We start from the raw sequence: 26570 nt of genomic DNA, 5'->3' as shown, positions 1-26570 counted from the left end.
CTACAGTCGGCCGTATGCACACGCACGGTCACCCCCAGGGCCATGCCCAGGGCCATGCCCACGGTCATGCCCACGATCACGCCCGCACGCACGGTCACGCCCAGGGCCACGGGCATCATGAGCACGGGCACAACGAGGGGCTCGCCGAGCTGCTCGAGCTCGACGCCGAGGTCCTGCACGACTACCACGCCGGCATCTTCGGCTGGGTCCGGGAACACGACCCGTCCGGCCGCGTCCGCAGCGTCGCCGACCTCGGGGCGGGCACCGGCGCCGGCACCCTCGGGCTGCTCGCGCAGTTCCCCGGCGCGACCGTCACCGCCGTCGACGCCGACGAGGCCATGCTGCACCGCCTCGCCGGCAACGCCGCCGCCCGCGGCGAAGGCGAGCGGGTCCGCACGCTGCGGGCCGACCTCGACGCCGGCTGGCCCGCCGGGCTCGGCGGGCTGGACCTGGTGTGGGCGGCCAACTCGATGCACCACATGGCCGACCCGCCGCGCGTGCTCGCCGACATCCGCGCCGCCCTCGCCCCCGACGGGCTGCTGGCCCTGGCCGAGCTCGACTCGTTCCCGCGGTTCCTGCCCGAGGGCGCCGAGGGCGGCCTGGAGGAGCGCTGCCACACGGCGATGGCCCGCCGCCGCGAGCAGGACATGCCGCACATGGGCGACGACTGGGCCGCGGCCCTGGCCGGGGCGGGCCTGAAGGTCGAGGCCGAGCGGCGCTTCGAGGCGGCGCTGAGCGCACCGCTGCCGGAGGCGGCCGCCCGCTACGCGCACGCGTCGCTGAGCCGCACCCGGCAGGGCCTCGCCGACCTGCTCGACCCCGCCGACGTGGCCGCGCTGGACGAGCTGCTCGGCGACGGCCCCCGCTCGCTGCGCCGCCGGGCCGACCTCACCGTCCGCGCCGCCCGCACCGTGTGGATCGCCCGCCGGGTCAGCTGACCGGCTCCGCCACGCCGGGCGGGACCTGGGCCAGCAGGCGGGAGATCTCGGCGCCGTAGGGCTGGCCGATCGACAGCGCGTAGGTGGCCTCGTCCTGGTAGAACGTGATGTCGGCGGGCCGCAGCAGCGCCGCGGCCACCGGGCCGGCCGTGGCGCAGCGCAGCAGCTCCACCTGCCAGCGCGGCGGCAGGTGCCCCAGGATGGACTCCATGCGCGCGAGGTCGTCGGCGTCGATCGTGCCGGCCGCACAGCGCGCCGTCAGCCGGGCCGCGTGGTCGATCGGCGTCCAGCCGGCGAAGAGGTCGCTGTCGCCGGCGGCGAAGACCTCGTCGGCCTTGCTGCTGCCGAGGCTGCTGTGCACCCAGGCCCGGGTCACGTCGTTGGCGATCTCGTCGACCGCGCCGAGCTCGGCGAGCCCGCGGTCGAGCCCGACGCCGAGGCGCCTGATCGTGCGGGCCAGCCAGCCGAACTCCTGCCAGTGCCGATCCGGCGAGACGACGAACGTCCGGGCGGCGAGCGCGCCCAGGGTGGCGGCGGCCTCCCGCGCGTGGCGGTAGCCGAGCCGGCGGTCGCAGAGGTCGAGCGCCGCGAGCAGCGAGGTGGCCGAGTGCGCGTCGACGACCTGGGTCGCGTGCAGCGGCACGGCGGCGGCGATCTCGTCGGCGGCGTGCCGCGGGCCCCACTGGTGCAGCGCGTGGATCAGCACCGGCACGCGCTTGAGGTCCGAGGCGTAGCCGTTGCGGATGCGGGTGGCGATGCGGTCGATGCGCAGCTGCTCCGCCCACTCCTCGGCCACCTGCTCGAGGTAGAAGAACGCGGCGAAGCCCCGCAGCAGGCTCTGCACCGCGTTCGGCGAGCGCAGGTACTCCGCCTGGGCGGTCCAGGACCGCAGGACCTTGCTCGCCACCGACTCGGGCAGCAGCACCCGCACCTCGGCCGTCTTGCGCATCAGGTCCCCGATCAGCACGGGGTTGTCGCTGTCCATGAGCGCGCGCGCCCGCTGCGGCCAGAGGGGCTCCTTGGCCAGGGCCTCGCCGACGACCCGCGCCCAGTCGTCGTTGATGGCGTCGATCGCCCGGATGAGCTCGATGGCCTCGGCGGGTGGGAAGAAGCCGCGCCGCACCACGGACAGGATGCCGCGCAACTGGGGCGCGCGCTCGCGGCCGGCCTTGCGGGCGAGGTCGGACGGGCTCGGCCGGGCCGACGGGGCCGCCGCCGGAGCCGGCCCGCCGGTGCGCTGCTGCGGCACGCGCGGGGTGGCCGGGGCGACGGTCCGGCCCAGCAGCAGGTCGTCGAGGCGGGACACGCAGTCGGCGGTGAACGTCCGGGGGGCCAGGCGCCGCAGCAGTACGAGCGCGTGCGCCATCTTGCCCGGATGGTGCAGGGTCTGGATCCGCGCCGCCCAGACCTGCGGGCTGGTGCTGACGTGCTCGATGAGCTCGAACGCGGTGATGTCGACGTCCTCGGCGTCCTTGAGCACCTCGGCGTAGACGTCGATGGTCTTGAGCGCGTCGAGGACGTTGCCCTTGCGGATCAGCTCCGTCAGGCCCTTGCGGTAGCCGGTGGAGAAGTCGACGACGAAGTTGCCCTCCCGCATGAGGCGCAGCGCGGCGGCGAGCCGGATGTAGCCGATGCGGGCGTCCGCGGTCTGGCTCTGGCTGATGTGCCGCAGCAGCACCCCTTCGTCGAGACGTTGGTTGAGGGCCGCCAGGAAGGCCGGGCCGGCGGACTCGTGCGCGCCGAGCAGGAGCGCGAGCCGGGGCGTGTGGTCCTTGTCGTGGTCGTTCGCCTCGGACACCACGATGTCGGCGCACCGCTCGAGGAACGGCCGGAGGTGCTCGGTGGAGATGTCCGCGTTGATCAGCGCCTCCATCGTCTTGTAGACGACGCTGCCGCGCAGCTCTCCGTTGAAGGCCTGGCCGACGAAGGCGACCAGGCGGGCACACAGCTGCGCGCTGGCGTTGCTGCTGCCGCCCGGGCCCCACAGGGTGTCGAACGCGGCCAGGGCGGACAGGATGTGACCGACGCCCTTCACGTCGCCGGTGTCGATGACCCGCCGGGCGAGCCCCTCGACGACCATGCCGTCGGCGCAGTCGCGGTCCGGCCCGTACAACGCCTCGGCCACGGTCTGCCAGTTGGTCGCCGTGACCTTGCGGATCAGCTCCGCCGCCTCCCACGGCGAGGCGTGGCGGCGCGTGGTGCTGCCCCAGCCGCCGGTCCGCTCGTCGATGCGGCCCAGCGTCGAGCGCAGCCACGGCGCCATGACGATGCGGCGCACGATCTGGCGGGCCGAGACGATGTCGACCCGGCGCAGCTGCTCCAGGCCGAAGGCGACCCGTCCCGGCCCGGAGCGCTCCAGGGCCTCGCGGACCTCGTCCGCCACGCGCTCGTGCAGGGCGGTGGTGTCGGGCTCGGCCCGCTCGTTGACGAGGAGGTTCAGCGCGGCGCGGGCCAGCAGCGCGCCGGCGTCGCGGTGGGCGTCGTAGGTGATGAGCCGCTGCACGCCCTCGGCGCCGGCGAACGCCTCGGTGATCTCGGTGCGCAGCGCGCCGTAGCGGCCGAACCGCACCGCCGCCTGGACCAGCGAGATCGCCGCCGCGTAGTCCTCCAGCCGGCGCGGGTTGCACCGGCTGGTCGCGAGGGTGGCGAGCTCGGTGATGTGCTTGGCCGTCTCCTGCTCGTAGAACTGCCCCAGCTCGTAGATGACCAGGACGCCCTGCACGGGACTGCTGCGGGCCAGCCCGCGGCGCACGCCGGTGCTGATGGCGTTGCGGACGTGGATGTAGAGACCGTTGAGGTTGTGCTGGCCGACCTCCGGGCCGGTGTGCAGGTCGCGGCAGGACCGGATGGCGTTGAGGCACGTCGAGACCTCCCGGGCGCTGAGCCGCTCCCAGCCCTGGGCCTTCAGCGCCTCGAGCAGGACCCGGAACAGGGTGATCCGGTAGGCCTGGCTGTACTGCTCGTCGCCGCCGAGCAGGGCCCGGGCGATGAGGGTCGGCGGCGAGCCCGGCCCCAGGGCGGCGATCATCGACTCGGCGATCTGCGGCAGCAGCCGGCGGTGCAGCTTCTGGTCCAGGGACGCGGCGGCGGTCAGCAGGGCGGTGGTGTAGCCGACCGCCACCGGGTCGCCGGACTCGAGGATGTGTTGCAGGAACGGCAGCAGCGCGTCGGCCTGCTGCTCGGTCGTGCGCCGCCACACGGCCTCGCCCTCGGCGGTCAGCGGATATCCGCTGCGCGGCGTCAGCAGCGCCCGGCACATCGCGCTGCGCGGGATGTACCAGCGGTTGCTGCCGTCACGCATCGCGCCCGCCTTGGGCAGCCGCTCGCGCGTCGAGCCCCGCAGCATCGAGTCCGGCACGGCGATGCGCAGCAGGCTGCTCGCCGCGACGATGCGGATCTCGTTGAGGTCGCCCGCGGAGATCCCGTAGCTCCACTTGGCCGCGTACTGGTTGCGCAGCTCGACGACCCGCCGGATGTCGGTCGCCTCGTCGACCGGGTCCGCGGCCAGGGCGGAGGTCGCCGCCCGCACCCGCTGGTCCGCCGCGGGCTCGGCACGGCCCGGCGCCGGCTCGAGGAGCAGGCGCGTCAGATACCACAGGTCGCCACTGGCGGCGCGGCACAACAGCCCCAGCGTCCCGGGGTTCGGCTTCGGCAGCGCGTTGGCGTCGACGAACTGCTCGGCGAACTGCCGGACGTGGTCGCGGCGGCTGACGGCCGGCGCGGTCGCCACCTGATCGGTGCGCCAGCGGGCCGCGCCGCGCCCGCTGTAGACGCAGACCGCGATCAGCAGCGTCGCGGAGTCCTCGGCGACGGCGGTCAGCACCGTGTCGAGGTCGACGGAGTCCTCGTGCGGCACGAGGTCCTCGAGGATGACGACGATCTCCTGGTCCGCGGGGTGGCCGTGGGCCAGGCGGGCCAGGTCGACGAGGTGGCGCAGCTGCGTCTCGTCCGGCAGGCGGCCGTCCTTGAGCTGCAGCTCCAGCACCGGCACGCGATGCCGCCCGCTCCACGCCAGCGCGACCTGCCGCGCGGCGGTGGTCCGCCCGGACGAGGTGGGGCCGCCGATGACGAGGACGCGCTCGCCGACGTCGAGGCGCCGATGCGCCTCCGTCGTGGTCCGGGTCCACTCCACCAGCGTGAAGGGGGTCCCGTCCTGGGAGATGTTCGTGCCGATGTCGGTGACCGCCGACAGTTCGTGGCCCTGCGCCTCCAGCCCGGCCAGTGCGGTCCGCCGCACGACGCGGTCCCAGAGCTGCGGCCACAGCTGCGCGCACGCCTCGTCCAGCGGGGCCGGGGCGATGTAGGCGGCGAGCGTCCGCCCGCCGCGCCGGACCGCCTCCTGCTTGGCGTGCCACTGGCTGTCCTCGATCGGCTCGATCCGGCCGTCGACGACGTCGCCGGTGACGACGGTCGTGGTGGCGGGCAGATCGAGCAGCGCGCCGACGATCGCGACCGCCGTCGGCGCGGCGGCCGACCGGTCCTCCAGCCGGTAGCCCCTGGGCACGCCGAACACGGCGACCGGTGTCATCGACTCCCAGGGCTCGATCGACTCCGGCCGGCAGCCCAGATAGGCGGCCAGGTCGAGGCCGGCGTGCAGGCCGGTCTGGACCGCGTCGAGGAACGGCCGGGTCAGCTCCGGAAGGTCCGCCTCGTCGGGCGCGGCATCGGTGCCGGCGGCGAGGATCAGCTCGACGGTCAGCCCGTTCGCCGAACGCCCGACCACGACCGGGATCGGTATCCGGATCATGGTGCGTTGCCCGCCGGCCGGTTCCGTTCCCGGCAAGGCGTCCGGGGCCGGTGACACGGGCTCGTCGGTCGGCCAGTCCTCCTCGATGTTGGCCAGCCGCGTCACCCCGCCGAGCGTGCCGAGGTGCTGTGCGAACGCCGGCCACGGATCGTCCGTCCGGCCGAGCGACCCGCGCAGCAGCCCCAGGCCGGCCTCGGGATTGCCCGGCTGCAGCCACGCCGGCAGCCGGTTCGGGGCGGCCGGGTCCTCGTCGAGGAGCGCGGTCTGCAGCTCGTTGTACACCGCGTCGAGGCAGGCCCGGACCTTCTCGGCCAGGGCGGCCGGCTGGGCGTCCGGCGCGGCGTGGCGGACCCGCTGGTCGAGGTCGAGCAGCGCGGCCTGCAGGCGCAGCGCCGAAGGGCAGGCCGGTCGCGGCGCGGACCTACTCATGGTCGCGGCCCTCCTGCGGCTCGGTCGGCTCGCCGGCAACGGCGTCGGTGTCGTCGACCAGCCAGAGCACGTCACGGAGCAGGGCCGACGGCGGCAGCCCGTCCGGGTTGGGCACCGCCAGCTCGGGCTCGCCCAGCATCGGCAGCGGCTCCATGGTCGGCTGGAAGACGACGGTGGCCTTGCCGACTCCGGGCAGCTGCCACAGCCGGAGCCGGCCGCGGGCCCGGGCGACCTCGATGCGTGCGGCCGGGGCGGCGTCCTCCACCAGGTTGTAGCGGGCGATGTGCTGCTGCTGGGTGGCGACGGACGCGACGAGCGCGCGCGTGTCGTCGTCGTAGGCCACGGTGACGATGCGGTCGACGGGCCGGGCCCGCGGCCGGAACTGGATGATGCTCGCGGACGGCGCGTCCTCGGCGGCTTCGTCCTCGGCGAGCCGCCGGACGATCTGCAACCCCAGCCCGGTCAGCGCGGGCCGGTTGTGCTCGAGCACCTTCAGGGCCTCCAGCAGCAGCCGCGAGCCGGGACCGACACCCTCCAGGGCGATGCTCTGCCCGGCCGGCGACAGCAGATCCAGCCGGGCCAGGAACTGGGCCAGTGAACCGGGGAGCGCGGCCAGGACGGCGGCGTTCTCCTCCGGCATGCTCGACGCCGACTCACCGAAGTGATCGCGACCAGTCATGTGCGACACCTTGTCATTGCGGTCGGTACGCGGCGCTGAGTTGGGCCGCGCCTCTCTTCCCCTAGTACGCATGCGTGGACCTCCGTGGCCACCGCCGGTGCGCGGAAAAAATGTTCATCGCCGGCTCACGCGACCTCGACGAGGTACTGCTCGAACCGGGCCAGGCACTTGCCCACCGCGCTCTTGCTCATCCCGACCGCCTCCGCGACGGCGCGCTGGGTGGCGTCGGCGTCGGTCCGGCGCGCCTGGTTCAACCACTCGTGCACGACGTTCACGACCGACATGTCCCGGCGTTGCACCGCCAGCGCGAGCGCCGAGCGCACCTGGCTCTCGGAGGCGAGCTGCTCGATCAGGCGATCGGCCTCGTCGTCGCCGGCGCCCGACCAGATCCGGTCGAGGTCGGCGTCGGGGATCGGCGACGGGGGCAGCCCCGGGCGTTTCAGGTCGCTCGCGACGGTCGTGGCGATCTTGAGCAGGTAGCCGGACGGCGAGCGGTCCGGGTCGACCCGGCCGGACCGGATCGCGTTGATGAACTTCAGCAGCGCCTGCTGGGCGATGTCCTCGGGCTCCAGGCCGGGACGGTCGTCCCGGCGGATGAGCCGGGGCAGGCCGTCGGTGACGGACCGGAGGGCGGCCGCGTACTGCTCCTCCTGCTCGGCGTCGAGCCGATGCCGGTCCTGCTCGAGAATCAGCCGCACCAGCGTCACGCACTGCTCCGTGAAGCCGGTCTTCCTGTCGGCCGCGGTCACGTGGGCCCCTTCCCTCGATCAACCTTGGTGTGCCGGTCCCAGCGCCGCCGTTCGAACTCGACCGTCAGGATCTCCGCGACCTCGTAGGCCGCGACCTGCCGCTGGTGTGTCGTGGCCAGCCGGTCGGTGACGACGTCCATGCCCCGGCGCAGCTCGGTCAGGCAGACCAGCGCGTGGTCCTTCTGCGTCTTGCGAGCGCCGTTGCGGGACTCCCGGCCGAGGACCACGGCGAGCTCCTCGGCGCTGGCCAGCAGCCGGGGGTAGCCGGACGGGTCCAGCTTGAGCTGTCTGAGCTCGGCATGGATGCGCCGGGCGGACTCCGCGTCCATGCGCCGGCACATCCGCTCGTACACCCATGCCAGCGCCGAGTCGACGCGGGCCGAGCCGGCGGTGGAGTCGCGCTCGCGCGGCGGCCCGGGGCGCAGGTGCGTGCGGCCGACCCGGGCCCGCAGCAGCGCGGCCGCGGCCACCCCGGCCAGCACGCCCTGGCCGAGCTGCTCGATGACCGTCGTGCCGGTCACGACCGGCCAGGCCGCGAGCAGGCCGGCCAGCACCGGGACCGCGCTGAGGGCCAGCCGGCGGGCGTAGTAGCGGCGCCGGCCCAGCCAGAGCCGCCAGTACGCGGTGTCCTGCGGCTCGAACATCAGTTCACTGAGGCACACCGCGACGGCGGCTGCGCCGAGATATCCGATCACCGTTCGCTCCGTCGCTCGGTCCGGTACGTTCACAGCCGAGTACGCCGGGCGGGCCGGGCCTGGCCACCGGCGGAGCTGGGCAGACGGCGGGAAGCGACAGGTATCGACGGAGCGTGGTGGCCGTGACAGGAATCTGTGATCAGCCCCACAGGGAGGATCGTAGGTCGGCCCGTGCCGGAATCGCTTCGGCCGATCGGCGGCACGCAGGGCGGTTTTGGGCGCCGTACGGTGGTGGCGGAGCTCGGTCGTCCGGTCGGCGGCTGTTCCTGAGCGAGGGCTCGGTGAGCAAGTACCCGACGCAGATCTTCGCGAAGCTCGGGCTCGACCAGTCCCCGGACACCCATCGCCGGGTCCTGGCCGTCCTCGCCTACCTCGATTCGAAGCCCTGAAAACGCCGAAAAGTTTTCAGCGGGCCGGCGCCACACCCGTCGACTCGCGGACCACGAGACGGCCCGGCTGCCGTACGACACCCGAATGCTGCTCGCCGTCCAGCACCGCGAACAGGTGCTGCACCGCCTGCGCCCCCAGCTGCTCCAGGTTCAGGTCCACCGTGGTCAGCGGCGGCCGGCACTCGGTGGCGAAGACCTCCCAGTTGTCGTAGCCGACGAGGGCCACGTCGTCGGGGACCGAGCGGCCCAGCTCGCGCAGCGCCTCGGCGACGCCCGAGGCGATCTGGTCGTTGCCGCAGAAGATCGCGTCGACGTCCGGGTGGGCGGCCAGCAGCCGGGCGCCCGCGTGGCGGCCCCAGCGCTGCGACCACTGCCCGAACAGCGGCTCCCCGGCCGGGGCGAGCGCGGCCGCGTCCAGGACCTCGGCGAACGCGGCGGCGCGGTCGCGGGCGGCCCGGTAGCCGGGGTCGCCGGTGATGTGGGCGATCCGCTTGCGGCCCAGCGACACGAGGTGCTCAGCGGCCAGGCGGGCGCCGCCGGCGTCGTCGGCGATGACCGAGATGTCATTGGGGTCGTCGGACTCGCAGTACGCGTACACGACCGGCACCGGGATGTCGCGGGTCAGCGACGGGCGCAGGTCGTTGGCGTCGCCGAGGATGATGAAGCCGTCCACCTGCCGGGCCAGCAGCGTGCGGATGTAGTGCCGGCGGCGGATCGCGTCGCCGCGGGCGTCGCACAGCAGCACGCTCATCTGCTCGTTGCCCAGCGCGTTCTCGGCGCCGAGCAGCACCGGGATGGCGAAACGGGCCGCGGACAGCTCGTCGGTGAGCAGCCCGATGGTGCGGGTGTTGCCCGAGATCAGGCCGCGGGCCAGCACGTTGGGCTGGAACGACAGCTCCTCGGCGGCCTGCTGCACCCTGCGGCGGGTCGCCGGGGCCACCTCGCCGCGCGAGTTGAGCGCCTTCGACGCCGTCGCGATCGACACCCCGGCCCGCTTGGCGACGTCGGTCAGGGTGACCTGCGCGCGCTTTCTGCCCACGTCAGACGCATCCTCTCGAAAACTTTTCGAAGACTATAGCGAACGAGTGGACGTCGTCACAACTGTCACACAGATGCGAGCACGGGAAATAGACCGTTGACAGGTCTGTAACCTGCTGCCACCATTCCCGAAAAGGTTTTCGAGATTGTCGAGAAAGGTGGTGGCCGTGACAGTCCATCCGGGACCTGTCGCGCCCGCGCGCGGGGCGCTGCGGCCCGTCGGAACGCACCAGGTGCGGCTCACCGGCGGGTTCTGGGGACAGCGCCAGGCGGTCAACGGCACCGCCACCATCGAGCACTCGAAGTTCTGGCTGGACCGCCTCGGCTGGACGGGCAACTTCCGCGACCCCGAGGCCGCGCTGCGCCGCCGCGGCCGCGAGTTCTCCGACTCCGAGGTCTACAAGCTCGCCGAGGCCGCGAGCTGGGAGTCCGCCCGGCCCGGCGGCACCGACCACACCGCGCTGCTGGCCGAGCTCACCGAGCTGATCGCCGGGGCACAGGACGCGGACGGCTACCTGCACACCGCCTACGGGCGCCCGGGGCAGCCGGAGCGCTACGGCGACCTCAACTTCGGCCACGACCTCTACTGCGCCGGGCACCTGCTGCAGGCCGCCGTGGCCGGCGCGCGCACCGGCGCCGCCCCCGGGCTGCTGCCGGTCGCCCGCCGGGTCGCCGACCACGTCTGTGAACGTTTCGCGGCGGAGGGCTTCGACGGCCACCCCGAGGTCGAGCCCGGGCTCGTCGAGCTGTACCGGCTCACCGGCGAGCGCCGGTACCTCGACATGGCCGCGGCCTTCATCGACCGGCGCGGGCACCGCAGCCTGCCCGAGCACGAGTTCGGGTGGCGGTACTTCCAGGACGACACCCCGATCCGCGACGCCGAGGTGTTCGGCGGCCACGCGGTCCGCGCGCTCTACCTGGCCTGCGGCGCCGTCGACGTGGCGGTGGAGACCGGCGACGAGGAGCTGCTCGCGGCCATCGTCCGGCAGTTCGACCGGACCCTCGCCCGGCGCACCTACATCACCGGCGGCATGGGCTCGCGCCACCTCGACGAGGCCTTCGGCGACGACTTCGCCCTCCCGCCGGACCGCGCCTACTCCGAGACCTGCGCCGGCGTGGCCACCGTCATGCTCGCCCACCGGCTGCTGCTGGCCACCGGCGACACCCGCTACGGCGACATCGTCGACCGGGTGCTGCACAACGTCGTCGCGGCCGCGGTCGCCGACGACGGCCGCGCCTTCTTCTACGCGCACACCCTGCACCAGCGCACCCGCGCCGAGGTGCCGCCGGCCGAGCACGAGCAGCTGCGCTTCGGCGGCGGCCAGCGCGCGCCCTGGTTCGAGGTGTCGTGCTGCCTCAACAACGTCGCCCGGCTCGTCGCGTCCCTGGGCACCTACTTCGTCACCGAGGACGACGAGGGTGTCCAGATCCACCAGTACGCCCCGATGACCATCGAGGCCGCCGGCTTACGCCTCGAGGTCGACACCGCGTACCCCGAGGACGGCGCCGTCACCGTCACCGTCCTCGAAGCCCCGGCGGGGGAGCGCACCATCACCCTGCGCGTGCCCGGATGGGCCGGCGGCGGGCAGCACACCGAGCGGCGGGTCTTCGCCGCCGGCGAGCGGCTGCGCCTCGACCTGCCCGTGCGCCCCCGCTGGACGTTCCCCGACCCGCGCGTCGACGCCGTGCGCGGGTGTGCCGCCGTCGAGGTCGGCCCGGTCGTCATGTGCGCCGAGTCGATCGACCAGGAGGACGGCGTCAACCTCGACGAGCTGCAGGTCGACACGGCGGTCGCCCCCGAGTCCGGCGCGGTGAAGGGACGCGCCATCCGGCCGGTCGAGCACGCCTGGCCGTATCGCGACCGCACCACGACGACCGAGCGCCCCGAGCCGATCGTCGTGCCGCTCGTGCCGTACCACCGCTGGGCCCGCCGCGGCCCGTCCACCATGCGGGTCTGGCTGCCCACCACACCGTCGTAACACCGACCGCATTGGAGGTGACGCGATGCCACACCCCCGCTGGAAATCCAGGCTGGCACTCGCGTTGACGACCGCACTGACCGCGTCCGGCGCCGTTGCCGTCACGACCGCCACGCCGGCGGCAGCGGCCCAGACCATCGGCTACCCCACGTTCACCGGCTCGGTCCCGGCCGCGCCGGTCGGCTACACCACCGGCAACATGATGCAGACGATCTACAACGCGGAGAGCGGCGGCACCGACTTCTGGGTCGACCGCATGCTCGGCCGCAGCGGCGCCAGCGACCCCGCCGACGCCGACGGCGCCATCCTCATGACCCGCGGCCGGGCGGTGTTCATGAAGACGTACAACCCCGGCGTGCTCGGATTCGCCGGGCACGTGGCCTACTGGGAGAGCATCAGCGACGCGAACGCGTACTCGATCACGGCGAGCCCCGGCACGTTCACCGAGCAGCCCTCGCAGCGCTTCCAGGCGCCCAGCTACGCCAAGAGCGTGTTCAGCAGCGGCTCGGTCGCGATCACGCAGCAGAAGTTCATCACCAACAACAACGTCGCGGTGACGAACCTGTCCATCAAGAACAACGGCACCGCGTCGACCACGATCTCGTTGCGGGCCGTCTCGCCCTACGCGACCAGCGGCAGCGGCAACGAGCTGACCGGCTCGACCGGGGTCAAGAACGGCCTCACCACGCTCACGACCAAGCTCTCCGGCGACGGGTTCAGCGTCTCCTCCGGCGGGCTGAACCGGTCGATCACCATCGCGGCCGGCGCCACCGCCACGGCAAAGGTCGTCATGGGCTTCATCGCCGCCGAGCTCCCGGAGTCCTCGACGGAGTACTCGGCGTACGCCGGCTACGACAACGCGACCGCCTTCGCCACCCACGTGCGCGCGTACAACAAGTGGTGGGCGGACAACATCCCGTTCTTCGACTCGCCCGAGCCGGCGCTGACGAAGAACTACTTCTACCGCTGGTGGCTCATGCGGTTCAACAACCTCGACGCGAACATGCCCGGGCAGACGTACCAGTTCCCGACCTCCGTCGAGGGCGCGCTCGGCTACAACAACGCCATCGCGCTGACCCAGCCCATGCACATCGACGACCTGAAGTACCTGCGCACGCCGCTGTACGCGTACGGCGACTGGCTCTCCGTCGGGCAGGTGTCGAAGAACGGCCGGTTCGTCGACAACCCCGGCGACCCGGAGAACTGGTCGAACAGCTACACCCAGTACATCGCCGAGGCGGCCTGGCGCAGCTACCAGATCCACGGCGGCCAGCCGGCGCTCGCGGCCAACCTCGCGAAGTACGCCGAGGGCGACGTCAAGGGCCAGCTCGCGACGTACGACAGCAACAACAACAAGCTCATCGAGTACGACTGGGGCGCCCTCACCGGCAACGACGCCGACGCGGTGTCGTTCCACTGGCGGGCCGGCAAGATGGACCGCGGCGAGGCGGCCTACCAGTACAGCGGGGCCCGGGCGGCGGCCCAGGCGTACGCGGCGGTGGGCAACACGGCCAAGGCGAACGAGATGAACGCGCTCGCCGACCAGATCGGCAACGCGATCGTCAGCGTGCTGTGGAACCCCAGCCACAACCTGTTCGAGAACCGGATGGCCTCCGACGGGGCGTTCAACCCCTGGAAAGAGATCAACATCTACTACCCGTTCGCGGTGGGCGCCATCCCGAACACCACGCAGTACAAGCAGGCGCTGCGGCTGTTCGACGACCCGGCGCAGTACCCGATCTTCCCCTTCTACACCGCCAACCAGGCGGACAAGGCGGCCTCGGGCACCGGCAGCAACAACTTCTCGACCATCAACTCCACGGTGCAGTTCCGGCTGCTGAGCTCGGCCCTGCGCAACTACCCGACCACGTACCTCACCAACGACTGGTACAAGAAGCTGCTGTACTGGAACGCCTGGGCGCAGTACGTCAACGGCAACGTCGCCTACCCCGACGCCAACGAGTTCTGGGCGAACTGGAACGGCTCGTCGATCACGTACCGCTCGTGGATCCACCACAACATCCTGGGCAGCAGCAACTGGACCGTCATCGAGGACGTCGCCGGGCTGCGGCCGCGCAACGACGCCAAGGTCGAGCTGTCCCCGATCAACATCGGGTGGGACCACTTCACCGTCAACAACCTGCGGTACCGCAACGCCGACCTGACCATCGTGTGGGACGACCCGGCCGACGGCGTGACCCGCTACCCGGGCGTGCCCCAGGGGTACTCCATCTTCATCAACGGCACGCGGGTGGCCACCGTCAACTCGCTCGTGCCGTTCACCTGGGACCCCGCCACCGGCACGGTCACCACCACCGGCACGGTCGCCTACAGCCAGGCCTACGCCGGACTGCAGGCGCCCGCCCAGGTCGTGCAGACCGACAGCCGCGTCGTGGACATCATGGCCAAGGCCGGCGTGGACGACGCCACCAGCGCGCCGACCAACCTCGCCGCCGGGGCGACCGTCTCCGCGTCCTACACCGGCTCCGGCTCGTCCACCGGCGGCGCGGTCGACGGCTACCCGACCAACGAGCCCTTCTGGGGCGCCGGCGGGTCGCCGAACGCCCAGGACTGGTACGAGGTCAACTTCGGCCAGGCCCGCACGTTCAACGAGGTCCGGCTGTACTTCAAGGACAGCCGCCCGGCCTCGGCCACGTACCGGGCGCCGTCGTCGTACGACATCCAGTACTACAACGGCAGCACCTGGGTCAGCGTCGCCAGCCAGGCGAAGAACCCGAGCACCCCGAGGGGCAACTACAACCTCGTCACGTTCCCGGCGGTGAGCGCCCAGCGGGTCCGGGTGCTGGCCACCAACGCCTCCGGGGCCAAGACCGGGCTCACCGAGGTGAAGGTCTACAACCGCGGCGGCACCCAGCCGCCCCCGGTGACCAACCTCGCCCTGAGCGCGACCCCGGTCTGCTCCTTCACGTCCTCGTGGGAGAGCTGCGCCGCGATCAACAACGGTGACGAGCCGGCGAGCTCGAACATCGGCACCACGAACGACGGATCCCGCTGGGGCACCTGGCCGCAGACCGGCACCCAGACCGCCGAACTGCAGTGGTCGACGGCGCAGTCGGTCAACAAGGCGCAGGTGTACTTCTTCGACGACGAGGGCGGCATCGACATGCCCTCGGCGTGGAAGCTGCAGTACTGGAACGGCTCCGCCTACGTCGACGTGCCGGGCGCGAGCTCGTACACGCTGACGAAGAACGCGTACAACACCGTCACCTTCACCGGGGTCTCCACGACCCGGCTGCGGGTCTCGCTGACCGCGACGGGCACCGCCTCCCTGGGGCTGCTCGAGGTCAAGGCGCTGGGTTGATGAAGGTGCGGCGCTGATCATGCACACCGTGCGGAGACCACCGGCGATGCGGGACGTCGCCCACCTCGCCGGGGTCTCCCACCAGACCGTCTCGCGGGTGGTCAACGACCACCCCAACGTCCGGTCGGAGACGCGGGCCAGGGTGCTGGCCGCGATGCGGGCGCTGGACTACCAGCCCAACGTCGCGGCCCGGACCCTGGCCACCAACCGGAGCCAGACGGTCGGCCTCGTCACGTTCGACACCACCCTCTTCGGGCCCTCGTTCATGGTGCACGCCATCGAGCGAGCGGCCCGGGAGGCCGGCTACTTCGTCAGCATCGCCAGCGCCCGGGAGCCCGATGTGCCACAGGTCCGCGACGCCATCCGGCGCCTGCGCGAGCAGGCCGTCGAGGGCATCGTGACGCTCACGCCGGTCGCGGCGGCCTGGACGGCGCTGCGTCAGGAGCCGCTCGACGTGCCGATCGTCGGGCTCGGCATCGTCGGCGTCGACGGCGAGGAGGCCGACGTGCCGATGGTCGCGATCGACAACGCCGCCGGCGCGGCCCTGGCCACCCGGCACCTGCTGCAGCTGGGGCACCGCACGGTGCACCACGTCGCCGGCCCGGCCAACTGGCCGGAGGCCCGCGAGCGGCAGGCCGGGTGGCGGGCCGCGCTGGAGGACGCGGGGCGCCCGGCCCCCGCGCCGCTGGCCGGGGACTGGAGCGCGGCGGCCGGGTACGCCGCCGGGCTCACCCTCGCCCAGCGGCCCGAGGTGACCGCCGTGTTCTGCGCCAACGACCAGATGGCGATCGGGGTGCTGCGCGCCCTGCATGAGGCCGGTCGCCGGGTGCCCCGCGACGTCAGCGTCGTGGGCTTCGACGACGTGCCCGAGGCGCCCTACCTCCTGCCGCCGCTGACCACCGTGCGGCAGGACTTCGCCGAGCTGGGCCGCCACAGCCTGGCCCTGCTCGTCGACCAGATCTCGACAGGCTCCCGCGGCGGCGAGCAGTTCCGCTCGGCGCCGAGCCTGATCGTGCGCAGTTCCACCGCCACACCCCTTGCTTCTTGAGAACGCTCACAAACAATGAATGGCCTAGGGAAGGAATGATCGTGAAACGCTGGATGGGCAGCATCGTCGCTGCGACGTTAGTGCTCGGCGCCGCCGCGTGCGGCGAGGACAAGGCGGCCGACACCCCGGCCACTGCGGACAGTGGGGCAACGCTCACCCTCTGGACGCGCGCCGCCACCGAGACCCAGTCAAAGGCCTACGCGGCCGCGTACAACGCCACGCACAAGAACCAGGTCCAGGTCACCGCGTACCCGAACGAGGAGTACCCGGCCAAGCTCGCCTCCGCCGCGGGCGCCAAGGCCCTGCCGGACCTGTTCGCCTCGGATGTCGTCTTCGCGCCGCAGTACGCCTCCCAGGGCCTCTGGACCGACATCACCGACAAGTTCAACGCGCTGCCGTTCAAGGACAAGGTCGCCCCCGCGCACGTGCGCAACGGCACCTGGAACAAGAAGGTCTACGCGGTCCCGCACACCATCGACATGTCGGTGATGCTCTACAACAAGGACCTGTTCACCAAGGCCGGCCTCGACCCGGAGAAGCCGCCGACGACCCTGCAGGAGTTCGCCGACGACGCCCGCGCCGTGGACAAGCTCGGCGGGGACATCAACGGCACCTACTTCGGCGGCAACTGCGGCGGCTGCAACGTGTTCACCATGTGGCCGTCGGTGTGGGCGGCGGGCGGTGACGTCATGAACGAGGACGGCACCACCAGCAGCATCAACGGCAAGGAGATGTCCGACGTCTTCGCGCTGTACCGCAAGCTCTACGAGGAGGGCGTGGCCGCCCCCGCGTCCAAGGACGAGGCCGGCCCGACCTGGCTCGGCGCCCTGCAGAGCGGCAAGATCGGCATCGCCCCCGGCCCGGCCGCGTGGCTCGGCCTGATCGAGGAGAAGGCCAGCTTCAAGCTCGGCGTGGCCCCGATCAGCGGCCTCAACGGCGGCGAGTCGACCTTCGTCGGCGGCGACGCGATCGGCATCGGCGCCACCACCAAGCACGCCACCGAGGCGTGGGACTTCCTGTCCTGGACCCTCGGCGACGAGGCCCAGGTCGAGGTCATCGCCAAGGGCAAGGGCGTGCCGGTGCGCACCGACCTGGCGGAGAACAAGTACTCCTCCGCCGACCCCCGCGTCGTGAAGATCAACAGCCTGATGGGCAAGGGCAAGACCCCCTACGCCAAGAACTTCAACGCCACCTACAACGACCCCCAGAGCCCGTGGGTGACCGCCTTCCGCGGCGCGCTGTACGGCGACGCGAAGAAGTCCCTCGACGACGGCGCCACCGCGCTGACGGCCTCGCTGAAGAAATAAGAGACACGATGACCCTGCTCCTCGACGAGCGGCCGGCGGTCACCCCGCCGGCCGCCCGGCCCCGCCGGCGCGCCCGCCGCTGGGTGGGCGCGCTCTACGCCGCACCCACCGCGTTCATGGTCGGCCTGTTCTTCCTCGTCCCGCTGGGCCTGGTCGCGTACATGTCGCTGCACCACTGGCCGCTGCTCGGCGCACCGGAGATCAACGCACCGGAGAACTACGCCGGCATGGCCGACGACGAGCTGCTCGCCACCGCGGCCTGGTTCACGCTCAAGTACACCGTCGTGGTCACGGTCCTGCTCTTCGCGCTGTCCTTCGGGCTGGCACTGCTCGTGCAACACCCCGGCCGCGGCATCGGCCTGCTGCGCACCGCGTACTTCATCCCCGCCGCGGTCGGCTTCGCCAGCGCCTCGCTGCTGTTCCTGGGCATGCTCAGCGACGAGATCGGCCCGGTCAACGACATCCTGCGCTCGCTGGGGATCGTCGACGGCTACGTGTCGTTCACCAGCGGCAGCCCCAACACCGCCCTGGGCTCCGCGGTCGGGCTCGTGCTGTGGCGCTTCGCCGGCTTCAACATGCTCATCCTGCTCACCGGGCTGCAGTCGATCCCGGTCGAGGTGTACGAGGCCGCCCGCCTCGACGGCGCCGGCCGCTGGCAGACGTTCCGCCGGATCACCGTGCCGCTGATGCGCCCCACCCTCGCGCTCGTGCTGACCATGATGGTCACCGGCTCGCTGCTCGCCTTCGACCAGTTCTGGATCCTCACCCGCGGTGGCCCCGACAACAGCACCACCTCGCTGGTGATGGTCATCTACCGCAAGGCGTTCATCGAGCTCGACCTCGGCTCGGCCGCGGCGATCTCGGTCGCGCTCCTCTTCGTCCTCATCGTGTTCAACGTGGTGCAGCTCGGCATGCTGCGCAGAAGGGGCTGACATGCGACGGCTCACCGGCGCCGCCCTGGCGATCCTGTTCCTGTTCCCGCTCGCCTGGAGCGCGTTCGCCTCCGTGCGCACCAAGAGCGGGTTCGGGCTGGAGAACTACGCGCGGCTGTTCACCTCCGACAACGGCATCCATGCCGAGCACGTGTTCAACTCCATCGCGGTCAGCCTGCTCACCGTCGGCGGGACACTGCTCGTGAGCACCCTCGGCGGCTACGCCTTCGGCCGCTTCGAGTTCCCGGGCAAGAACGCGTTGTTCCTGCTCACGCTCGCGATCCTCATGGTGCCCTACGCGACCATTCTCATCGCGCTGTACGTCCTGCTGGGCTGGATCGGCCTGCAGGACTCGATCATCGGGCTCAGCCTGGTACTCATCATGTTCCAGCTGCCGTTCTCGGTGTTCATGATGCGCAACTCGTTCGAGGCGGTGCCCAAGGAGCTCGAGGAGGCCGCGCTGCTCGACGGCTGCGGCAGCTTCCGCGCCCTGACCCGCATCATGCTGCCCGCGGTGCAGCCGGGCCTCATCACCGTCGGGCTCTTCGCCTTTCTCACCTCGTGGAGCGAGTTCTTCGCCCCACTGATCCTGCTCAATTCGACCGACAAGTTCACCATGATGCTCGCCGTGGTGAACATGCGCACCGCCACGTTCGGAGCCATCGACTACGCCGCGTTGGAGGCCGGCGTCACGTTCATGGCGGTGCCTTGTCTGGTGCTGTTCCTCATCCTGCAGCGCAGCTACGTCCGCGGCTTCATGTCGGGGGCGCTGCGCGGCTGACCTGGTCTTGGAGGAGCTATGCCCACCCGCCGCACCATCCTCGCGGCCTCGGCCGGTGCGACCGCCATCGCACTGGTGAAGCCTGGCATCGCCCAGGCGGCGTCCAGGCCGGACACCGGAGTCTCGGCCTACGCCTTCCCACTGTCCGCGGTCCAACTGCTGTCCAGCCCGTTCACCGCCAACACCGCACGCACGCAGTCCTACCTGCTGTTCCTCGACAACGACCGGATGCTGCACACGTTCCGGCTCAACGTCGGGCTCAGCTCCAGCGCCACCGCCTGTGGCGGCTGGGAGTCCCCGACCACCGAGCTGCGCGGGCACTCGACCGGCCACCTGCTCAGCGCCCTGGCCCAGGCGTACGCCAGCTCGGGCAACACCGCGTTCAAGACCAAGGGCGACGCGCTCGTGACCGTGCTCGCCCAGTGCCAGGCCCGCGCCGCCACGGCGGGCTTCAACACCGGCTACCTCAGCGCGTTCCCGGAGAGCTTCATCGACCGGGTCGAGGCGCGGCAGTCCGTCTGGGCGCCGTACTACACCCTGCACAAGATCATGGCCGGGCTGCTCGACATGCACCTGCTCGCGGGCAACACGCAGGCGCTCACCGTGCTGACCGGCATGGCCTCCTGGGTCAAGTTCCGCAACGACCGGCTGACGCAGACCCAGCGCCAGAACATGCTCGACACCGAGTTCGGCGGCATGAACGAGGTGCTCACCAACCTGTACCAGCTCACCGGCGACGCCAACCACCTCGCCGCCGCCCAGCAGTTCGACCACGCCGAGATCTTCGACCCGCTGGCGAGCAACACCGACGCGCTGAACAACTACCACGCCAACACCCAGATCCCGAAGATCATCGGGGCGATCCGCGAGTACCACGCCACCGGCACGACCCGCTACCGCGACATCGCCGTGAACTTCTGGGACATCGTCACCCGGCACCACACGTACGCGATCGGCGGCAACTCCAACGGCGAGTACTTCAAGGCCCCCGACCGCATCGCCAGCGAGCTGTCGGACACGACCGCGGAGTGCTGCAACACCTACAACATGCTCAAGCTCAGCCGCCAGCTGTTCCTCACCAACCCCGCCCGCGCCGACTACATGGACTTCTACGAGAAGGCGCTCTACAACCACACGCTCGCCTCCCAGGACCCGAACTCCGCGCACGGGTTCCAGTGCTACTACGTGCCCCTGCGGGCGGGCGGCATCAAGACGTACAGCAACGACTACAACAGCTTCGTGTGCTGCCACGGCACCGGGATGGAGAGCAACACCAAGTACGGCGACTCCATCTACTTCCACGACGGCGGCAGCACGCTGTACGTCAACCTGTTCATCCCGTCCGTGCTGACCTGGTCCGCCCGCGGCGTCACCATCCGCCAGGACACCACGTTCCCGGACGCGGGCGCCACCAAGCTCACCGTGACCGGCGCGGGAACGTTCACGGTCAAGGTGCGCATCCCGGCCTGGGCCACCGGCGCCGCGATCACGGTGAACGGCACGGCCCAGGCCGCGCCGCAGCCCGGCACCTACGCCACCATCAGCCGCACCTGGGCCTCCGGCGACGTCGTGAACGTGACGCTGCCGATGGCCCTGGCCCGCGAGTCCGCCAACGACAACAGCACCGTGCAGGCCGTGAAGGTCGGCCCGATCGTGCTCGGCGGGCTGTTCGGCACCAGCAACCTCTCCGCCCTGCCCGTGCTCGACCCCGCGACGCTCACGGCGACGAGCACGCCGCTGCAGTACACCGCGAACGGCGTGACCCTCCAGCCCTTCTACAAGGTGCACGGCCAGCGGTACTCGGTCTACTGGTCCGTCACCGGCGGCCAGACCCTGCCCGCGTTCGTCGCGCACTACCCCTTCGACAACAGCGCCGCCGACGCCACCGGCAACGGCAAAACGGCGACGCTGTCCGGCACCAGCTATGTCACCGGCCGCACCGGCTCCGCCGTGAGCCTCAACGGCACCAACGGATACGTGTCGCTGCCGGCCGGGATCCTCAACGGCGCCACCGCGTTCTCCATCGCGCTGTGGGTCCGCATCGACACCCTCGCCGCCTGGACCCGGGTCTTCGACTTCGGCACCGGCACCGGCGTCAACATGTTCCTCACCCCGCAGTCGGGCAGCGGCACCGCCCGATTCGCCATCACCACCGGCGGCTCCGGCGGCGAGCAGCGCATCGACGCCCCCGCGGCCCTGCCGGCCGGCGCCTGGACCCACGTCGCCGTGACCCGCAGCGGCAACCTCGGCATCCTCTACGTCAACGGCGCCGAGGTCGCCCGCAACACCGCCATGACCCTGAGCCCGTCGAGCCTGGGCAACACGACGCAGAACTGGCTCGGCCGCTCGCAGTACGCCGACCCGTACCTCAAGGGCGCCTTCGACAGTGTCCGGCTCTACAGCCGCGCCCTGTCGGCGTCGGAGGTCTCCGGCTTCTTCTCCGCCGGGAGCTGAGGCACTCGGACCACGGCCCCCGTCCTGCCGGGCGGGGGCCGTGCGCATCAGGAGGCGACGTCCACGACAACGCGGGCCGGGCTGTCCAGGAGCGTCACCCTGAAGCCCCGCGCGTACGCCGTCGTGATGTCCGCGGTCATGATGTCCGCGGTAGTGGTCGCGCCGTCCCGGCCGAAGGTGACCGATCGCAGCGCGGGCCGGCCGAACGTCGTCGCCGGCGGGACACCCGCGGCGCGCTCGGTGCCGGTGAAGCGGACCCGGATCGTCGGGCCGGAGCCGAGGTACGCCGCCTCGAGCGTCGGCCATCCGGTCCCGGCCAGGTCGAAGACGATCCGGTCGTAGCCGGGGTGGCCGCCCGCCCGCACGGCCCGCACGACGGTGCCGGAGGCGTCGCCGGTGTGGGAGAACGGCTCGGCGGTGAACGCCTGGGTGGGCTGGTGGGCCACGTCCACGGCGATGCGATCGGGCCCGTGCAGCACCAGCACCCGGAACCCGGTCCGGTCGCGCACGCCGAGGCCGAAGCTCGCGCGGCCCTCGAAGAAGCCGCCGGACTTGATCTGCCGCAGCGTGGGCAGGTTCACCTCGTACACGGTGCCGAGGTCGACCGCCGGCGTGCCCGCGTCGGTGAACACGACGAGCAGGGTCGCCGCGCCCGCGACGGGGATGGTGTTCCCGCGGCCCTGCTCGACCAGCGGGGCATACGCGACCCGCCAGCCGGGCGTGCCGCCGCTGAAGTCGAAGACGGTGCGGTCGTACTCGTCGTGCCGTCCGGTGCGGATGCCGGTCAGCACCGGGCGGCCGGAGCCGGACGGGTCGCCGGCGATGGGGGAGGTGCTCGTCGGGGCGGGCAGGTCCGCGGCCTGGGCGGCGACCGGCAGGGCCACCACCAGCCCGGCGCAGGCCGCCGCGGCGAGCAGTGATCGACGCATGGCGTGTGCTCCTTTCCCTCTCGGGGGATGTGGGTGCACACAAGACGCCGGATCATGCCGGCCGGTTGTCCTGCTTGTTCAGACGCGGCTTGTCCTGCTTGTTCAGACGCGGCGCAGGACGGCCACGACCTTGCCGAGGATCGTGGCGTCGTCGCCGGGGATGACCTGGTAGGCCGGGTTGCGCGGCACGAGCTCCACGTGCCCGTCGCGGTTGCGGTAGGCCTTCACGGTCGCCTCGCCGTCGAGCATCGCCGCGACGATGTCGCCGTTCTCGGCCACCTGCTGCTGGCGCACGACCACGATGTCGCCGTCGCAGATCGCCGCCTCGATCATCGAGTCGCCCTTGACGTTGAGGGCGAAGAGCGTGCCGTGCCCGACCAGCGTCGTCGGCAGCGTCAGCTCGTCGTCGGGCACCTGCTGCTCGGCCAGGATCGGCCCACCGGCGGCGATCGTGCCGACCAGCGGCACCGGCACGCCCGGGTCGGCCCCGCGCCCGGCGCCGTCGTAGGGCCCGCGGATGTCGACCGCCCGCGGCCCGTGCGCGTCGCGGCGGATGAGCCCGCTCTTCTCCATCGCCTTGAGGTGGTGGGCGACGGAGGACGGCGACCCGAGCCCGATCGCCGCGCCGATCTCCCGCACCGTCGGCGGATAGCCACGCTTCTCGATCGACTCGCGGATCACCGTCAGGATGCTCTGCTGGCGCGGGCTCGTCATGTCAGCACGATACCGTAGAGCTTCGATCAGATGTACGAAACGTAACCAAATTTGATCCGACAGTGGGACGATTTCGGCGCTGTTCGGCCCAGTACATCGACGCTCACGAGGCTTATGCTTGCCGCCATGCTCGACAGGCCCCTGGCGTCCCGGGACTCGTATCCGCACCGCGTCGCCCGCATCCACGGCCTGGTCGAGGCGGGCGACGACGACGGCCTCACCGGCGAGCTGGTCGAGCTCGCGGCGGTCAACGGCGACGTCTGGCGCTACGACGGCGCCGAGGTGCGCAAGGAGCTGCAGGTCCTGCCCGACGGCCGCCGCTCCGCGCTGATCCTGCGCCTGATCGAGCGCGCCCCGGCCCCGCCCGAGGCGCTGCTGCTGCAGTTGCTGGAGGGTATCCCGGCCGACGCGGTGTCCTGGCGGGCCGGCCGGTACCTCATCGACGCCGCCTCCACCCGGGTCGCCATCGCCCCCGAGACCCTCGCCGTGCTGGCCGCCGTCGCCGAGCGCGAGACCGGCGAGTGCCCGCCCGCGCTGCTCGCGGTCATGCGGCGCACCGCCCACGAGGGCGACAAGCACTGGCCGGCCTGGTACCGCGCCCCGATCCAGCCCTGGCTCGACCGCGCCGCCGGACGGCTCAACGTCGGCGAGCCGTGGGCCGAGGCCGCGAACGCCGCGACGCCCGGCCCGGCGCTGCTCGCCCACGCCCTCGCCGCGTCCGGCGCCAAGCCCGCGTCGCGCTGGACCCGGCAGGCCCGGGCGCTGCTGCCCGAGATCGGCGGCGACGAGACCCGCGCCCTGATCCGCGGCTGGTTCGCCCTCGTCCCGCACCCCCGCACCATCGCGCTGCGCCCGCTCGACGATCGTTGGGACCCGAACGAGATCCCGGACGCGTACAACGCGCGGGCCCTGCGCGGGCTGCTGTACCTGCTCGCCGTGACCCCGCCGCACGACGACGACACGGCGGCCGTGGGCCGGCTGGTCCAGCACTGCGCGGAGAAGGTCCCCGGCCACGGCCCCCGCAGCCAGATGATCGCGCACGCGGGCATTCACGCGCTGGAGCGGTTCAGCACCGTGCCGGCCCTGCGCGAGCTGGCCCGCCTGCGCTCGATGGGCCAGCCCCTCGGCATCGCGTCGGCCCTGACCGCCGCGATCGCGCGCCGCGGGGTGGCCCTGAGCGTCGACCCCGCCCGCCTCTGACCCGGCCGTACTCACCCCCGGCCGGGAATGCCCGGGCGCACCGCGGCGTCGTACTCGGCATGAGTTCGCGGATCGTGTCCTGTGTCCGGTGCGGGCAGCGCAACCGCGTGCCCGCCGCGGCGAGCGGGAAGCCGGTGTGCGGCAAGTGCCGCGCGGCGGTGCCGTGGATCGTCGACGTCGGCGAGGCCGACTTCGGCGAGGTGGCCGAGCGCTCCTCGACCCCGGTCCTGGTGGACCTGTGGGCGCCGTGGTGCGGCCCGTGCCGGATGGTCGGCCCGGCCCTGGAGCAGGTCGCGGGCGAGCTGGCCGGCGCCGTCAAGCTCGTGAAGGTCAACATCGACGACGCGCCCGGCCTGCAGCGCCGCTTCGACGTGCGCGCGGTCCCGACGCTGCTGATCGTCAAGGACGGCGCGGTGATCGCGCGCCAGGCCGGAGCCGCCTCGCCGGCCGCCCTGCGCTCCTGGGTCGAGGGCGCCCTCCAGAAGAGCTAGCGCGCGGCGCGGGCGGCGACGTCGGCCATCGTCGCGCGGTAGGCCGCCGGCGCGAGCTCCCCGCGCAGCAGCCGCTCGATCGCCTCGGCCTCGAGGCGGTCCAGGGCGTCGGGGGAGCGCGGCTGCGGCAGCGGGCCGAACCGGGACGCGAGCCAGAGCGCGGCCCGCGGCTCGTAGGCGCCGCGGCGGCGGTCGCGGCGGATCAGCCGGGCGTGCGCGGCGATCAGCCCCGCGTACGCGAACGCGATGACCAGGGCCACGATCAGTGGTGCGGGCACCGGACGAGTCTCCCACGCGTAGTCTGGCCGCCGTGGCCGACATCCGGGTGTACCGCGCCGAGCCCGCCGACCTCCCGGCGATCCTCCCGCTCGTGGCGGAGTTCTGCGCCGAGGACGGGCACGACTTCGACGAGGCGCGGGTCACCCGCGCGCTCGTGCCGCTGCTGCGCGGCGACGAGCACGGCCAGGTGTGGCTGGCCGCAGAGGCGGCCGGGTACGCCGTCGTCACGTGGGGGTGGAGCCTCGAGTCGGGCGGCCGCGAGGCGCTGCTCGACGAGATCTACGTGCGCGAGCGCGGCAACGGCACCGGGGCGCACCTGCTGCGGCGGGTGGTCGCGGCCGCGGCCGAGGCGGGCGCCGCGGTCATGTTCCTGGAGACGGAGGCGCACAACGAGCGCGTCCGCGGCTTCTACGCGCGGCACGGGTTCGCGGCCGAGGACTCCGTGTGGATGAGCCGGGTGCTGCGCTGACCGGCGGGTAACCGTACAGTGTCACGTGCGGGAGCGTCCAGGGCACGGCACCGCACTGGACGCTCCCCCTAGTCATGCAGCCGATCCAACTCCGCCGACCACGCCACGATCTCCGCCGCTGCCACAGCGAACATCATCCATGCACAGTCAACCCGACTGCCGTTGCAGTACTAGCCGCGGGCCTTGACCAGGCCGGACTCGTAGGCGTAGACGACCGCCTGTACGCGGTCGCGGAGGTTGAGTTTCATCAGGACCCGGGCCACGTGGGTCTTGACCGTTGCCTCGCCGACGGCGAGGGCGGCGGCGATCTCGGCGTTGGACTGGCCGCGGGCCATCAGGCGCAGCACGTCCGTCTCGCGCGGGGTCAGGGCGGCCAGCTCCGGGGGCGGCTGCGGGCCGGGCGCGCCGGCGAAGGCAGAGATGACGCGCGTGGTCACGGCCGGGTCGAGCAGCGCCTCGCCGGCCGCCACCACGCGGATCGCGGTGATGAGGTGCTCCGGGGAGGAGACCTTGAGCAGGAAGCCGCTCGCGCCGGCGCGCAGCGCGTTGTAGAGGTTCTCGTCGGTGTCGAACGTCGTGAGCACGATGATCCGCGGCGCGCCCGGGGCGGCGAGCAGGGTGCGGGTCGCCTCCAGGCCGTCCTGGCGGGGCATGGCGATGTCCATGAGCACCACCTCGGGGCGCAGCCGGCGGGCGAGGGCGACCGCCTCCACGCCGTCGCTCGCCTCGCCCACGACCGTCATGTCCGGCTCGGTCTCGATGACCATGCGCAGCCCGGCCCGGACCATGCGCTGGTCGTCGGCGATCACCACACGCACGCCGCTGCGCTCCGGACCGCTCACGCCGTCCCCTCCGCTTCGCTCCGGCGACGACGAACATCCTGAGCCCACCGGTGAGCGGCCCCTCCGCTGCGCTCCGGACCGCTCACGCCGTCCCCTCCGCTTCGCTCCGGCGACGACGAACATCCTGAGCCCACCGGTGAGCGGCCCCTCCGCTGCGCT

Annotated in this window: 20 protein-coding genes and 1 pseudogene; 12 read left to right on the top strand and 9 right to left on the bottom strand. The window is 72.2% G+C overall.

Going from position 1 to position 26570, the window contains the following annotated elements; all coding sequences use genetic code 11:
* Positions 1-14 precede the first annotated feature (14 nt).
* Positions 15-938 (top strand): class I SAM-dependent methyltransferase, encoded by a 924-nt coding sequence (locus ABT369_RS44805; RefSeq protein ID WP_350622413.1) that lies wholly within the window; start codon positions 15-17, stop codon positions 936-938.
* On the opposite strand, the gene ABT369_RS44800 is transcribed toward ABT369_RS44805, so the two are convergent.
* The 4 genes from ABT369_RS44800 to ABT369_RS44785 all read right to left on the bottom strand — a co-directional run bounded on the left by ABT369_RS44800 (position 931) and on the right by ABT369_RS44785 (position 8237).
* A complete protein-coding gene (locus tag ABT369_RS44800) occupies positions 931-6114 on the bottom strand; it encodes a hypothetical protein (protein ID WP_350622410.1) in 5184 nt (1727 codons plus the stop codon). The two genes, ABT369_RS44805 and ABT369_RS44800, sit on opposite strands and share 8 nt — an antisense overlap.
* Positions 6107-6793, bottom strand: a complete 687-nt coding sequence (locus ABT369_RS44795) for a hypothetical protein (RefSeq protein ID WP_350622408.1) — start codon at positions 6791-6793, stop codon at positions 6107-6109. Before ABT369_RS44795 ends, ABT369_RS44800 begins: the two co-directional genes overlap by 8 nt.
* Before the next feature lie 125 nt (positions 6794-6918).
* Positions 6919-7542, bottom strand: a complete 624-nt coding sequence (locus ABT369_RS44790) for a sigma factor (RefSeq protein ID WP_350622406.1) — start codon at positions 7540-7542, stop codon at positions 6919-6921.
* Positions 7539-8237, bottom strand: a complete 699-nt coding sequence (locus ABT369_RS44785; protein WP_350622404.1) for a hypothetical protein — start codon at positions 8235-8237, stop codon at positions 7539-7541. The genes ABT369_RS44790 and ABT369_RS44785 overlap by 4 nt, the downstream gene beginning before the upstream one ends.
* Before the next feature lie 254 nt (positions 8238-8491).
* Here ABT369_RS44785 and ABT369_RS44780 point away from each other — a divergent pair.
* Positions 8492-8626: pseudogene (locus tag ABT369_RS44780) on the top strand (DNA-binding response regulator); the annotation flags it as partial.
* A 16-nt stretch (positions 8627-8642) separates the two neighbouring features.
* Here ABT369_RS44780 and ABT369_RS44775 read toward each other — a convergent pair.
* Positions 8643-9665 (bottom strand): LacI family DNA-binding transcriptional regulator, encoded by a 1023-nt coding sequence (locus ABT369_RS44775; RefSeq protein WP_350622402.1) that lies wholly within the window; start codon positions 9663-9665, stop codon positions 8643-8645.
* 166 nt (positions 9666-9831) lie between these two features.
* Between ABT369_RS44775 and ABT369_RS44770 the strand changes: the two genes are divergently transcribed.
* The 7 genes from ABT369_RS44770 (at position 9832) to ABT369_RS44740 (ending at position 21487) form a co-directional block, all read left to right on the top strand.
* Positions 9832-11643 (top strand): glycoside hydrolase family 127 protein, encoded by a 1812-nt coding sequence (locus ABT369_RS44770; protein WP_350622400.1) that lies wholly within the window; start codon positions 9832-9834, stop codon positions 11641-11643.
* A 64-nt stretch (positions 11644-11707) separates the two neighbouring features.
* Positions 11708-14965 (top strand): discoidin domain-containing protein, encoded by a 3258-nt coding sequence (locus tag ABT369_RS44765; protein WP_350622398.1) that lies wholly within the window; start codon positions 11708-11710, stop codon positions 14963-14965.
* A 19-nt stretch (positions 14966-14984) separates the two neighbouring features.
* The gene (locus ABT369_RS44760) at positions 14985-16013 is read left to right on the top strand and encodes a LacI family DNA-binding transcriptional regulator (RefSeq protein ID WP_502891906.1); all 1029 of its coding nucleotides are present in this window, start codon (positions 14985-14987) and stop codon (positions 16011-16013) included.
* Positions 16014-16054: 41 nt separating this feature from the next.
* Complete coding sequence (locus ABT369_RS44755; protein WP_350622394.1) at positions 16055-17320, top strand: ABC transporter substrate-binding protein; 1266 nt, start codon at positions 16055-16057, stop codon at positions 17318-17320.
* Between the two features lie 8 nt (positions 17321-17328).
* On the top strand, positions 17329-18252 hold the full coding sequence (locus tag ABT369_RS44750; protein WP_350622392.1) for a carbohydrate ABC transporter permease: 924 nt from the start codon (positions 17329-17331) through the stop codon (positions 18250-18252).
* A gap of 1 nt (position 18253) precedes the next feature.
* Positions 18254-19033 (top strand): carbohydrate ABC transporter permease, encoded by a 780-nt coding sequence (locus tag ABT369_RS44745; RefSeq protein ID WP_350622390.1) that lies wholly within the window; start codon positions 18254-18256, stop codon positions 19031-19033.
* An 18-nt stretch (positions 19034-19051) separates the two neighbouring features.
* Positions 19052-21487, top strand: a complete 2436-nt coding sequence (locus ABT369_RS44740) for a glycoside hydrolase family 127 protein (protein WP_350622388.1) — start codon at positions 19052-19054, stop codon at positions 21485-21487.
* Between the two features lie 47 nt (positions 21488-21534).
* On the opposite strand, the gene ABT369_RS44735 is transcribed toward ABT369_RS44740, so the two are convergent.
* Entirely contained in the window at positions 21535-22416 is an 882-nt protein-coding gene (locus ABT369_RS44735; protein WP_350622386.1) for an AMIN-like domain-containing (lipo)protein, read from the bottom strand.
* Positions 22417-22518: 102 nt separating this feature from the next.
* The gene (lexA, locus tag ABT369_RS44730) at positions 22519-23130 is read right to left on the bottom strand and encodes a transcriptional repressor LexA (protein ID WP_350622384.1); all 612 of its coding nucleotides are present in this window, start codon (positions 23128-23130) and stop codon (positions 22519-22521) included.
* A gap of 126 nt (positions 23131-23256) precedes the next feature.
* On the opposite strand from lexA, the gene ABT369_RS44725 reads away from it, so the two are divergent.
* Both ABT369_RS44725 and trxA read left to right on the top strand, forming a co-directional pair.
* On the top strand, positions 23257-24330 hold the full coding sequence (locus ABT369_RS44725) for a hypothetical protein (RefSeq protein ID WP_350622382.1): 1074 nt from the start codon (positions 23257-23259) through the stop codon (positions 24328-24330).
* Between the two features lie 59 nt (positions 24331-24389).
* The gene (gene trxA, locus ABT369_RS44720) at positions 24390-24821 is read left to right on the top strand and encodes a thioredoxin (protein ID WP_350622380.1); all 432 of its coding nucleotides are present in this window, start codon (positions 24390-24392) and stop codon (positions 24819-24821) included.
* Here the strand turns inward: trxA and ABT369_RS44715 are convergent.
* Positions 24818-25099, bottom strand: a complete 282-nt coding sequence (locus ABT369_RS44715) for a hypothetical protein (RefSeq protein WP_350622378.1) — start codon at positions 25097-25099, stop codon at positions 24818-24820. The genes trxA and ABT369_RS44715 overlap by 4 nt on opposite strands.
* A gap of 32 nt (positions 25100-25131) precedes the next feature.
* Here ABT369_RS44715 and ABT369_RS44710 point away from each other — a divergent pair, with 32 nt between their 5' ends.
* Entirely contained in the window at positions 25132-25569 is a 438-nt protein-coding gene (locus tag ABT369_RS44710; protein WP_350622376.1) for a GNAT family N-acetyltransferase, read from the top strand.
* A gap of 170 nt (positions 25570-25739) precedes the next feature.
* On the opposite strand, the gene ABT369_RS44705 is transcribed toward ABT369_RS44710, so the two are convergent.
* Positions 25740-26411: a response regulator gene (locus tag ABT369_RS44705; protein WP_350622374.1), complete on the bottom strand. Its 672-nt coding sequence runs from the start codon at positions 26409-26411 to the stop codon at positions 25740-25742.
* Positions 26412-26570: the final 159 nt, after the last annotated feature.

The sequence above is a fragment of the Dactylosporangium sp. NPDC000244 genome (assembly GCF_040300725.1).
Classification (GTDB): Bacteria; Actinomycetota; Actinomycetes; order Mycobacteriales; family Micromonosporaceae; genus Dactylosporangium.
Note: the sequence above shows the minus strand (reverse complement) of the source record. Positions and strands in the feature narration are given on the sequence as shown.

Excerpts from the sequence above, each read along its gene's own strand:
- ABT369_RS44750 (WP_350622392.1), top strand. The coding sequence starts at position 17,329 with ATGACCCTGCTCCTCGACGAGCGGCCGGCGGTCACCCCGCCGGCCGCC.
- ABT369_RS44760 (WP_502891906.1), top strand. The coding sequence starts at position 14,985 with ATGCACACCGTGCGGAGACCACCGGCGATGCGGGACGTCGCCCACCTC.
- ABT369_RS44725 (WP_350622382.1), top strand. The coding sequence starts at position 23,257 with ATGCTCGACAGGCCCCTGGCGTCCCGGGACTCGTATCCGCACCGCGTC.
- ABT369_RS44735 (WP_350622386.1), bottom strand. The coding sequence starts at position 22,416 with ATGCGTCGATCACTGCTCGCCGCGGCGGCCTGCGCCGGGCTGGTGGTG.
- ABT369_RS44800 (WP_350622410.1), bottom strand. The coding sequence starts at position 6,114 with ATGAGTAGGTCCGCGCCGCGACCGGCCTGCCCTTCGGCGCTGCGCCTG.
- ABT369_RS44795 (WP_350622408.1), bottom strand. The coding sequence starts at position 6,793 with ATGACTGGTCGCGATCACTTCGGTGAGTCGGCGTCGAGCATGCCGGAG.
- ABT369_RS44740 (WP_350622388.1), top strand. The coding sequence starts at position 19,052 with ATGCCCACCCGCCGCACCATCCTCGCGGCCTCGGCCGGTGCGACCGCC.
- lexA (WP_350622384.1), bottom strand. The coding sequence starts at position 23,130 with ATGACGAGCCCGCGCCAGCAGAGCATCCTGACGGTGATCCGCGAGTCG.
- ABT369_RS44805 (WP_350622413.1), top strand. The coding sequence starts at position 15 with ATGCACACGCACGGTCACCCCCAGGGCCATGCCCAGGGCCATGCCCAC.
- trxA (WP_350622380.1), top strand. The coding sequence starts at position 24,390 with ATGAGTTCGCGGATCGTGTCCTGTGTCCGGTGCGGGCAGCGCAACCGC.
- ABT369_RS44745 (WP_350622390.1), top strand. The coding sequence starts at position 18,254 with ATGCGACGGCTCACCGGCGCCGCCCTGGCGATCCTGTTCCTGTTCCCG.